Source organism: Micromonospora sp. BS32 (genome assembly GCF_059089345.1).
In genome coordinates, this window is the sequence record NZ_JBSSHR010000040.1 from 1 (window position 1) to 10,437 (window position 10,437).

General features: G+C 67.3%; 10 protein-coding genes and 1 pseudogene. 6 read left to right on the plus strand and 5 right to left on the minus strand.

Annotated features, from left to right (window positions below; genetic code table 11):
• Positions 1–539: 539 nt before the first annotated feature.
• Both AC5RWQ_RS29955 and AC5RWQ_RS29960 read right to left on the minus strand, forming a co-directional pair.
• Positions 540–992: a hypothetical protein gene (locus tag AC5RWQ_RS29955; protein ID WP_494285957.1), complete on the minus strand. Its 453-nt coding sequence runs from the start codon at positions 990–992 to the stop codon at positions 540–542.
• Positions 993–1,319: 327 nt separating this feature from the next.
• Entirely contained in the window at positions 1,320–2,720 is a 1,401-nt protein-coding gene (locus AC5RWQ_RS29960; protein WP_494285958.1) for a vanadium-dependent haloperoxidase, read from the minus strand.
• 209 nt (positions 2,721–2,929) lie between these two features.
• On the opposite strand from AC5RWQ_RS29960, the gene AC5RWQ_RS29965 reads away from it, so the two are divergent.
• Positions 2,930–3,193: a transposase gene (locus AC5RWQ_RS29965; protein WP_494285959.1), complete on the plus strand. Its 264-nt coding sequence runs from the start codon at positions 2,930–2,932 to the stop codon at positions 3,191–3,193.
• A 399-nt stretch (positions 3,194–3,592) separates the two neighbouring features.
• On the opposite strand, the gene AC5RWQ_RS29970 is transcribed toward AC5RWQ_RS29965, so the two are convergent.
• Together AC5RWQ_RS29970 and AC5RWQ_RS29975 are read right to left on the minus strand one after the other, a co-directional pair.
• A complete protein-coding gene (locus tag AC5RWQ_RS29970; RefSeq protein WP_494285966.1) occupies positions 3,593–4,282 on the minus strand; it encodes an IS6 family transposase in 690 nt (229 codons plus the stop codon).
• Positions 4,283–4,342: 60 nt separating this feature from the next.
• The gene (locus tag AC5RWQ_RS29975; protein ID WP_494285960.1) at positions 4,343–4,483 is read right to left on the minus strand and encodes a hypothetical protein; all 141 of its coding nucleotides are present in this window, start codon (positions 4,481–4,483) and stop codon (positions 4,343–4,345) included.
• Positions 4,484–4,579: 96 nt separating this feature from the next.
• On the opposite strand from AC5RWQ_RS29975, the gene AC5RWQ_RS29980 reads away from it, so the two are divergent.
• From AC5RWQ_RS29980 to AC5RWQ_RS30000, 5 genes and pseudogenes are all read left to right on the plus strand, one after another.
• Complete coding sequence (locus AC5RWQ_RS29980; protein ID WP_494285961.1) at positions 4,580–5,083, plus strand: hypothetical protein; 504 nt, start codon at positions 4,580–4,582, stop codon at positions 5,081–5,083.
• 598 nt (positions 5,084–5,681) lie between these two features.
• Positions 5,682–5,840: pseudogene (locus AC5RWQ_RS29985) on the plus strand (ArsR/SmtB family transcription factor); the annotation flags it as partial.
• Between the two features lie 51 nt (positions 5,841–5,891).
• A complete protein-coding gene (locus tag AC5RWQ_RS29990) occupies positions 5,892–6,992 on the plus strand; it encodes a hypothetical protein (RefSeq protein ID WP_494285962.1) in 1,101 nt (366 codons plus the stop codon).
• A 778-nt stretch (positions 6,993–7,770) separates the two neighbouring features.
• A complete protein-coding gene (locus tag AC5RWQ_RS29995; protein ID WP_494285963.1) occupies positions 7,771–8,178 on the plus strand; it encodes an MmcQ/YjbR family DNA-binding protein in 408 nt (135 codons plus the stop codon).
• Positions 8,179–8,388: 210 nt separating this feature from the next.
• Complete coding sequence (locus AC5RWQ_RS30000) at positions 8,389–8,814, plus strand: integrase (RefSeq protein ID WP_494285964.1); 426 nt, start codon at positions 8,389–8,391, stop codon at positions 8,812–8,814.
• A 242-nt stretch (positions 8,815–9,056) separates the two neighbouring features.
• On the opposite strand, the gene AC5RWQ_RS30005 is transcribed toward AC5RWQ_RS30000, so the two are convergent.
• On the minus strand, positions 9,057–10,091 hold the full coding sequence (locus tag AC5RWQ_RS30005; protein ID WP_494285965.1) for an IS110 family RNA-guided transposase: 1,035 nt from the start codon (positions 10,089–10,091) through the stop codon (positions 9,057–9,059).
• Between the last annotated feature and the right edge of the window lie 346 nt (positions 10,092–10,437).

The following is a 10,437-nucleotide window of genomic DNA, read 5'->3' on the forward strand; positions in this document are numbered from 1 at the left end:
TCCAGGACCCGCTTGGTCAGCTGCTGCAGCAGCCCACCCTCGCCGGTGAGCTGCAGACCCGCCGCGCGGGCCTGTTCCACCACCTGGGCGACGAGCTGATCGTCGACCCCGTCTCCCACCGGCCGCGGCCGGTCCACGCTTCGCCACCTGGCCAGTATCGACCTCGGTGATCACGATATCCGTCATCAGGTGCTGCTCCTTGATCAGGAGATACACCGTTCGTTTTACAGTCCCGATGCAATCTCGCGCGAGGTGACACGGTTCCTTGCGGTCGCTCGTGGCCTGGCTCGGTGCGGTTGGTTGCTGTCCTCGGCTGCTGTACGGGAGAGGGCTCGCCCACATTCCCCTGGTGCTCCAATCCCGTGTCGAAGAAGCCGGTGACGTACTCCTCGGCGGCAAGGTGACTGTTCTGATCAACGAGTACACCTCTGTTCCGGGCCTTGGATCCCTCAGGCCCGGACGGGCGTGGTGTCCAACGGCTGAAGGAGCCGCAGGAACCTGCCCGCCGCTTGCGAGGCGGGCAGGTTCATTGTGCGACGCTACTTCTTCGGGCCAACAACTGAACAGCGGTACACCTCGTCCGTCACATCGAGAGTGATTTCCCCTGCGGCGGCAGCCGCCAGGACCTGCTCGTCGGAGGTGAACTGGTGAGGATCAGATCCCGTGAATTCGATGAGGACTTGGAGCCACAGGGGGTTGAACCCGTCACCCTGGATGGCATCGATCACGGGAATGAAATCCTGTTCCTCGTCCAGGTCGTTCGTTGCATAGATCGTGTTGATGCTCTTGTTGTGCGCGATCAGTGCGGCCGAGGCATCGTCCGGCATCTCTTTCATATTGACGGTGAACTGCGTACCATCGTAGAAAGCAGGCATCTGACCAGCAGCACCATTCGTGCTTGCTGCGTGCGCCACCCCTGTGCCCAAAATGGAGAGCAGCAACGCAAGAGGGATAGAGATGAAGGCACGAGCCGATTTCCTGCGGATGTTCATATTGCGCCTTTTCGATCGCTGTGATGGGAAAGTGCAGATGGGGTTCGTAGAGCTTTTGCGCGTACTCACGGGCGATTTCGGTGTTGCAGCGGGCGGCGTGATGGCCGCCAATAGCTGCCTCCTTCATCGACCATCAGACGATAGGCACTGCCGGTGGAGCGTGTCCCGTTCTTCGTGGAAGTCGAGGTTGCGGTCCCCCATCTGGGTGAACCACCCCGGGTTCCGTGGAGAATCGATTGAGAGGATGAGTCATGCCACGGAAGTCCCCCTATCCGTGTGAGTTGCGGGATCGGGCGGTTCGGATGGTCGCCGAGACGCTCACGGCCATTACGCTCGATCGCGCCGCGTTCCCAGGGTGCCCAGCCGGAGTCCGTGCCGCTTCAGGCGGCGCGCGGGCAGCCCGTTGACTGCCTCGGCGATGCATCGTCCCTGCGTAAGCCCGCGCTCGATCGCCGGGCGGAAATGAATGCCGCCGTACAACCGGGATAACGCCGCCTCCTCAGCGGCCGCACTGAACGAGTCGAAACGCCGCGGCGCGAGCCCCCGGTTGTCGTGCGTGTGGTCGTCGAGGGAGTACGAGTCACCGAACAGGTCCGCGAGCACACCGAACGCGGCGGCGGACTGTACCGAGTGGCCCGACGTGTACTCCGGGAAGGGCGGCGTGTTCAGCAGCGGCAACCAGGTCGGGTCGATGAGCCGCTGGATGTACGTGACGGGGCGGAGCAGGTTGTAGATGTACTTCGTCTTCCAGCAGACGATGAATGCGTCGCACACGGCCATGCCTACCTTGGCATAAGTCTCCGCGGCGAGCATCAGCGACGCGTCCTCGAGGCGCAGCACCTGCGTCGCTACCGAGATCGAGTGACCCGGCGGACTGGCCGTCACACCCGGGTCGTCGGACCAGAAGAGCGCGATCGCCTCCTGCTCCGGCGTGCGGTTGTTGACCGCGTCGTACACCTCCCGCGCCTCTCCGAAGAAGGCAGACTGTCGCTGCTCGGAGTAGAGGGTGGGATCGTCGGGTGCGCAACTGCGGCCGTCGAGCAACACCAGAGGGCGGTTGTCGCCCCATCTCGGCTGCAGCGCGGGCTGGAACGCCGGTGGGGTGGGGACCCAAAGCCCAGGGCCGGAGGGCGGCACGTAGTCCGGCGGGAAGTTGCGCAGATAGCCCTCGTGGCCGCCGTCCCCGCGAGACCAGTCAAACACCGCGCGCGCCACCTGCGCACCGCGCCGCGCCGACGCGGCGACCTCCGAATGGGAGGAGCGGCCGCGTGCACGCTCGCTGAGCTCGGCCTCCAATGCGTCGATCGCGGCTAGGTTGGCCGCACTCGTGTTGGCGTACAGCGAGCGCAGGATGCCGGCGAGCGCGGCATTGGCCACGACCAGCCAGTTGTCACCCCGCTCGTCACTAGGCAGCCCGCGTAGACCCGGCCACTGCCAGGCGAGCGATCGGTACTGCCGGGATCCGGGAACGACGGCCTCGTATAGCGTCACACCCGCGTAGCCCAACGCGCGCGCCGTCACCGGCGGCGTGAAGCCAGGCGTCGTCCGCGTCAGCGCCAGCGCAAGGTCGAACCAGGCGAGCGGAACGGACGCATCGAAGTCCTCAGGATGCCGATCGCGGGTCGCCCCTATGGCACGTGGGGCTCGTCCCGCGACAGCGACGGCTCCAATGCTCGCCAGGACAATGCGGCGGGAGATGAGCTTGGCAGACCGCGGTTGGTGGCTCATGGCGTACACCTCTACCCCGTAGTTCGTGGCCAACGGCCGCTCGGATTGGGGTCGGCCAATGTGAATCGTCTTGGTCGTCAGGCCGCGCCGCGCTGGTGTCGGTGGGCAGCAACACGCCTATCACCTGCGGCAACCGAACGAAGCCTAGAGCAGGGCGGCGCGAGCGGAAGAGAGAACAGAAACACCCAGTCCCATTTCGCCTGCGCCAGTTGCCCGGCCGCCACTACGGCCTGGCCCCGACCAGCTACGAGTCGGCCGGGCGACGCTCCGGCAAGGTCCACATCAGCAAGATCGGCTCGGTCGAGCTGCGACAGGCGATCCTCGCCCTGGGCGTCGGGATCACCCTGCACCACCCCGACGTCGCCGCCTACAAGCGCCGCCTCATCGGCGCCGGCAAGAAGCCAATGGTCGCGGCCATCGCCGTCGCGCACCGAGCGCACCGGCTCGCGTTCTGGATCCTCCGGGCCGGTTGAAACACAAGTACCGCGCCTTGGGTCGACCTCACACTGCTGATGTCGCGTGATCGCCTCCTCGGGCCCAGCCGAAGAACCTGCGGTGCAGCGCACCAGCCGGCACCCAGTGAAGATCCTCGGCGGCCTGGACGAAGTAGGAGCCGAAGTAGAGCGCGAGGGAGACCGGGGCTTCGGCTCCTATGGACCGTCAAGCCGAGCACTCGTCCGTGAGGCAACGATGGCGGCAGCTCGACCTGCCGGTCCTCGACGGGTGGTCTGGGCGCGCAGCGCCCCACGTCGACCTAACTGCGGTGGACTCGGTGCCGGTCATCACTCCGTTCGTCAGCAACGAGTTTCTCGAAGGGGCGCCGTTGCCTTATCGGATCGGCGGACGTGTTGAACCCGTCCCGGGGTCCGCGGTCAGATCGCGTGGGCGAGTTCGGTGAACGCAGCGGCGACCCGCAGAGCGGGCGGGGTGTCGACGGCGAGTTCGTAGTGTCCGCGTCGGAGGTTCTGCATGAAGGCGTGGCTGGCGATGATTACCTGTGCTGTCTTGTTCGTTCGTAGCCCGCGCATCGGTCTCAACCGCTGTTTGAGCTGGCTGTGATCAGCCTCGATCGGATTGTTGGCGTACTGCTCGACGTGATGCCACGCGGACGGGATCAGCTGGTCGAGCACGGCGGGGTAGATCGCGGCGGCGTCGGTTACCACCTCTGCGGGTGTCGCCTTCAACGTCGACAGCGCCCGGCGGAAGAATCGCCGGGCCGCGGCGGCGTCGCGGCGGGCCGAGACGAGCGCGTCGATGACCTGCCCGTACTGGTCGACCGCCCGGTACACGTACCGCCAAACCCCGTTGACCTTGACGTACGTCTCATCAACGAACCACCTGTCGCCTGGTGAGTGCCTGCAGAAGCGGGCGGCGTCGGCCAGCAGTGGGGTGAACCGCTGCACCCACCGGTAGACGGTGACGTGATCAACCTCCACGCCGCGTTCGACCAGCAGCTCCTCAACGTCGCGATAGGACAGGTTGTACCGCAGGTACCAGCGGACCGCGACCACGATCACCTCCGGCGGGAACCGGAACCCGGCGAACGCCGACTTCGGAGGCAGCCACGGGCCAGGCCGGATCGACGACGTCACTGCTCAAGCCTGCCTCGATCTTGCCAACGCTCAACGCAACGGAGCCCACACCGGCGAGGCACCCAGCCCGGCCTCCGTGATGTTGAAGAAGTGGCCATCCACCTCGACGTTGCTGATCGGGCTACCGCCGCCGAAGGCGTACCGGTTGCCGGTGAAGGGATCCGCGTTCAACTTCTCACCGGCGGCGCCGCCGTCGCTGGGTAGTCGCTCGGGCAGGTGCGCCCCTAGACTCCCGGTGTATCGGAACTCGACAGATGGGAAGTTTCCGTGCGTCGCTGGACGGCCGTCCTGACCCTGATCGTGCTGCTCGCCGGGTGCGGTGGAGGCGAACAGGTCGACCCGCAAGCTCCAGCCCCGGTTTGGCAGAGCACCGCGCCGACCACCCCGGCCGCGCTGACGCCTGCTGAGGCGAAGAGCCGCTACCTGGCGATCGTGGCGCCGTACAACACCGCGTTGGAAGAGCTGGAGGACGCGGTCAACGCCGGGAAGCCGTGGCGGACGGTCCGTACGCTAGCCGCCGACGTGGCCCGGACGAACGCGGCGCACGCGGTTGAGCTGCGCGAGACGGTCTGGCCGGCAGAGGTCCGGGCGCCGATAGGCGCACTCCTCAAGGAGAATGACGTCGCGTTACGGCATTGGCGGCGAGCCGGCGAGGCGGCGGACGCCGACGCGCTGATGCGGGAGATCCGCGCAGCAGCGGCGCACAGCGGAGCCAGGGAGGCCGGCAGAGTCCGCACCGCGCTCGGGCTGCCCGCCTACCGGGAAGGCTGACCGCCTGCTGCCCGCCGATCGTCGGCTAGGTGCAGCCGCAGCACCGGGCGCCGCTGCATGCAAGGACCGGTTCAACTCGTCGACCGACTGCCGCAGGCGATCGTTCGACGGACCCGGTTCGACGGAGCCGGCCACGCTCGTCCGTCCACTCCCGCAATTCATCCCGGTCCTGGGCGGTATCCGGGTGCCCCGCCCAGACGGCGAGGGCGGGGGCGCGGCGCAGCGTGGTTTCGGTGAGCCCGGGTGAGAGCCACGGGCGGGCTCCGATGGGCCGGCCGGGGTTGATCAGGTGGTGTCGCTGGGGCGATACGAACCGTTGCCCCACCGCCGATGACGATCGGCAAGAACTTGAAGCTCACTCAATTCTAGGCAGCCCGGTGACCTCCTCGGACTCGCCGAAGAGGTCACCGCCCAGGAAGCCCTGGCCAGAGGGTTGGCCGTGGGATTCGAGTCTCAGCTATCGGGATCCATGTCGGCGTCAGCACGGGAGGGCCCAGAGCCATACGTCGATGCGGCAAGACATCGGCAGTTTAGGACATCACAGACTGACCCAACGCGACCCATGAGCGCTGAAGCCTTCGGGGCCGCCGAAGAGCTGACGGTGAGTCATCACCTACGGATCCTCACCGAGGCCGGCCTGCTCGAGCGCGGAAAGCGCGGAGTCTGGGCGTAGTACCGGGTGGCGCCGTCCGCGGTCGCGGCCAGAGCCGACCTGTTGACCCCGCCCCGCAAGCAAGCGACGAAGAGGGCTCGCTGAGGCGGCTGTCGCCGACCGCGCCCGCCGTGAGCGGGCTGGCAGGATGCACGGGTGCCCATCACCCCTCGCCTTATGGCGTCCTTTCGCGTCCCGGCGAACGCTGCTCGCGTACCCGGTTTCGATCACACCGCGGACACGCCCGCCGTCCAGCGGTGGCCGCACCGCCGTCTCGTCGTGATCCGCCGCGACGACGAACTGTTGGCATACGACCTCGTCCGGCTCGTCGCTGGCGACGACGATCCCGCAGCCCGGTTCCCGGCACCCTGGCCCCGCCGAGCCGGCGGCATCGATGCGGTCAGCCCCACCCTCGACCTGGCGGTCTTCAGCGGCCAGCACGCACTACACGCGGTCGACGCCGCCGGCGTGCTGCGCTGGAGGGTACGTCACGCGTGCTGGGCCCCGTCCTGCTTGTCGCACCACGACTCCTACCAGGAGTACGCGGACGACAAGAAACATCGCCACCCCGATTCGGGCTCCTGCTGGATCAGCGCCGACGGCTCGACGGTCTGGGCTCACGTACGTACACCGCTGCCCGATGATGTCGAGTCGGAACTCGACGAGGAGTGGCTCGTGCTCGACGCCGCTGACGGCCGCGTCCTGGGACGAGCGTCGACCGACACCGCAGCCGCCGGCTCCCACCACATCCCCCACCCCGACCCCGGGCAGATGGGCCTCAGCGTCGGCGAGGGTCAGGACGGTGTCCCGCTGCTGTGGGGTCAATGGGACGGCACTCGACTCACCGTCACCCGCATCGGGGATGACGACCGCTGCCTCGTTGACGTCAGCCCCTGCGGGACGCGGTTCCTCACTATGTCTCACTGGGGATTGGAGCCTGCGATCCATCGCCTTCCCGACGGCGCGGTGACCCACGAGATCACCGCCGACCCCCGGCCTCAAACGCCGCCAGACGCCGAGGAAGAGCTCTTCTGGGGCTACCAGTGCGGCTTCGTCAACGAGCACACGGTCATCGCGAGCATCAGCGAGAGGCACGAGCAGCCACGGCACTGGCTGATCGACACGGCACGGGGGAACATCATCAGCCAGGTGGAGTATCCGAAGCCGGTGTCGGACGACCCGATGGCGCTCGGCGACGGCACCTGGCTCACCTGCGGCGAGGACACCTTCCATCTGTTCCTGTGGAGTTTCCAATGATCTCCCGCATCCGCCGAAGAGGTCACCGAGCAGGAGCCCCAGGCCGGGCCGGTGCGGTTGGGATTGATTCTCCAGCGAATAGGACAGCTGCCGGGACTGTCAGGCAGACGATCGCAGAGAACGACACCTATCACCAGGCCACGCCGCCAGCCTGCCTCGGCCATCCACTCGCTACCTCGCCGCCCCGGTCGTCGGGCCGCTGACCTCTTCGGTCTTCTCTGGGAGGTCACGCTGAGTCGCTCGTCCACATCGCCGCAGCTCAAAGCCCTCCGCACCGCTCCGGCTCGGTGAGCACTTCGTGCGCAGTGACTACTTCGCCAACCTGCACCCAATCTGCACCCACCTGTAAGGCGCGATCCGCCACAAGCTCTTTACCGCTCTGAGCTGCCTATACTCCCCTACCAGGCGACATAGAGTGCCGTCGACTGCTGCGCAATACGGCTGAGTACTCCGTGTGAAGCAGGACGCCGCACCGACTCTGACCTGCGGAAACGCAGAAGCGCAGGTGGGTGCGGGTGCCGTTGAGTGCTGTTCGGCGCCGTTGGGTGCAGTTGGCTGCCGTTTGGTGCACGCGTCTGCTCCCATCCCGCTCCCCGATTCCTCCTGCCCGGCCGGCAGCCTGGGTGGGGCGTGAAGCTCTGCCTGCGGCAGAAGAACCGCCCGCAGGTGGCTCTGTCGCTACCGGCCGGTCGTCTCGCTGTCGACTCCTGTGAGCCGGCGGAGCGACACCGTGGTTAGGGTGTACGGATGCAGGTGGCGGTGTCCTGGAGCGACCTCGATGGCTGACGCCGACGATGTCCGTCAGCTGGCGCTGGCGCTGCCTCACGTGGTCGAGATCGACAGTGAGGGCTTCGACTTCCGGGTCGCCGACAAAGGGTTCATCTGGTCCTACCCCGAGGGCAGACCCGGTACGTCGCGCCGCATCCGGACCGATATCGCGGTGCTATACGTGGGCGACGAAGCGGAGAAGCAGGCATTACTCCTCGGCGAGCCCGAGGTTTTCTTCACCACGCCCGCGTATGACGGGTTGCCCCTCGTCATGCTGCGGTTGACGCAGGTGAGCGTCGATCGTCTGAAGGAGCTCGTCACCGACGCGTGGCGCATGCGTGCCCCGGACTCACTCGTCGGTGACCTCGATGACGGCACCGACTCGTTGAACCCACATCTGAGCAGAGCCGATCAGTAGGTCGAGGTAGCGCTCCCGCTATGCCGCAGGCGGAGCCTGCGGAAGGCTGCTCGATCGCAGTCTGCGCCAGCCGCAGCAAGGTCGCACGTCCCGCACGCTCCGCGGCCATGAGCGTGCACACCATGGCAACCCGATCGGCGGCACGTGTCACGGGCAAATACGTTGGCTGGCATCCGCGGATCGGGAAAGATCGACCGCGAGGTGACCCACGTGCGGACTCGACTGCGGCAGCTGCGAATCGATGCGCGGACCTTCGTGTGGCGCGCGGCGATTCATCACGTGCAGGGCAGCGGTGATTGCCACCGGTGCATTCGCCTGCGGGTCTGGGGCGCTGGGAAGACGAGCCAGGCACTCCAGGCGGATCTGCTGTCGGTCGCTTGGCCGGCACCGTGGGGGGCATGCGCGACCGACGGCGCCTATCCGGCATCGGCCGACGTACGAGCCGTCATCAGCTACGCCCTGAAGCACGGGTGGCAGCCTGAGAAGCAGGGCGGAACGTTCGTGCTGTCCGAGCACGAGCATGCGGCCGGGTTCACCTTGCCCGATTTCCTTCTGACCGATCGGCTGCGCACGTCAGAGAGCGCGGATCCCACGCTTCGAGTTATCCGCGCCTACGAACGTCGTCATCGAGGATGACCGTCTTTCGCGCATCGGCACGACCCGCCGCCGAGGCGATCCGCTTGCCGTAACAGGCCGTAGCGCGCGGTTCGCGGCTACCTGTTAGCTGGTGGTACGACCGCAGCCCGGCCAGGCTTGGTCGAGGTGACCGGTGGGGTCGCTCTCATCGCGGCCGCCCACCGCAGGTTGGTGTGGCTCTCATCTGGCGTGCGTCCCGCCGGTCACCGCGGCGGAGAGAGGCTCAAGAGCGCCTCTGTGTGTCAAGGGGTGGCGGCGGGTTGCTTTTGTTGATCTTTGAGAAGTTGTCGGTAGAGGACGTTGGTGAGGCGTCGTTTGAGTGCTCGTCGGGCCTCGGCGGGGGTCTTGCCCTCGCTGATCTTGCGGAGGTAGTAGACGCGGCCGGGGCCGGGGTCGCGGGCCTGGCACACCGCGATGGTATGGATGGCAGTGTTGAGCTGGCGGTTGCCGGTGGGGTTGAGCCGGTGCCGGCGGCGTTCGCCGCTGGATGCCTCCAGCGGTGCGGTGCCGGTGTAGCTGGCGAAGTGGTCAGCGGTCGGGAAGCGCGTGACGTCACCGACGTGGCCGAGGATCTTCCCGGCAAGGATGTGCGCGACCCCGTGGACGTTGGTGATGGTGGAGTGGGTCTCGGCGAGGGTTTGGCGGGTCTGGGCCTGGTTGGTGTCCAGCTGCCGGTCCAGGCGGCGCAGGTCGGCTAGGAGGTCGCGGGCAAGGTCGCGTCGGCAGGTGTCGGTGGCGCTGATCGGGCGCACGCCGCGGAGCAGCGTGGCGGCCTTCTCGGCGGTGAGATCCGGCGCCGCGCCGCCGGGGATCAGGTCACGCAGCAGCACGTGCAGTCGGTTGAGGACTCGTACTCGTTCGCTGGCCAGGTCGTCACGGCGCTCGGAGAGCAGGCGCAGCTGGGTGCTGTGGTCTTCGGCTACGACGGTGCGCAGCCGCTTGTGGCGCATGGCGGCGTGCGCGACGCTGGCCGCGTCGGCGGGGTCGCTCTTGCGGGCACCGCCGGTGTCCAGCAGTCGGGCGCGGGCGGCGAGGGTGGCGGGCACATCCACAACGTCTTCGCCGGCGGCGGCCAGGAGTTGGGCGATGCCGCGGCCCAGGCCTGCCGCCCCCTCGACGGCGAAGCGTCGTTGCGGCCAGCGGGCCGCCCAGGTGGTCAACGTCTTGTATGCCCCAGCGTTGACGGTGACGCGTCTGGTGGCCAGGTGCTGGCCGGTGGGGTCCAACGCGACGGCGGTCAGGGAGGACTTGTGAGGGTCGATGCCGATTGTGATCACGACGGTCAGGGTCCTTTCACCCGGCGGAGGGGAGTTGCGCCGTGGTGGGCAGCCTGACTTGCGGAACCTTGTGCACGCCTCTGTTGAGCCACACCACGGCCGGGCGCCGGCCAGCGGTGGCACGCTCTTGATGAGCCAACCCGGAGGCGGCAAGGGGTTTGCGAGCCAGTGCCAACCGGTGCCCTGACGCTACGGGCTGCAGACCCTCGCGTCTGACTCCAGTAGACAAGTCAGGGGACTGCCCGGCTCAAGGTAGCGCTGCCCTCCCGTCGACGAACACCGTCGGATCGAGGGAGGACAGGATGGCTCAGGTCATCATCGGCGTGGACCCGCATAAGCGTTCCGC

Bases quoted from the DNA above. Each gene is read 5' to 3' on its own strand.
- AC5RWQ_RS29995 (WP_494285963.1), top strand. From the start codon at position 7,771: ATGGCTGACGCCGACGATGTCCGTCAGCTGGCGCTGGCGCTGCCTCAC.
- AC5RWQ_RS29955 (WP_494285957.1), bottom strand. From the start codon at position 992: ATGAACATCCGCAGGAAATCGGCTCGTGCCTTCATCTCTATCCCTCTT.
- AC5RWQ_RS29960 (WP_494285958.1), bottom strand. From the start codon at position 2,720: ATGAGCCACCAACCGCGGTCTGCCAAGCTCATCTCCCGCCGCATTGTC.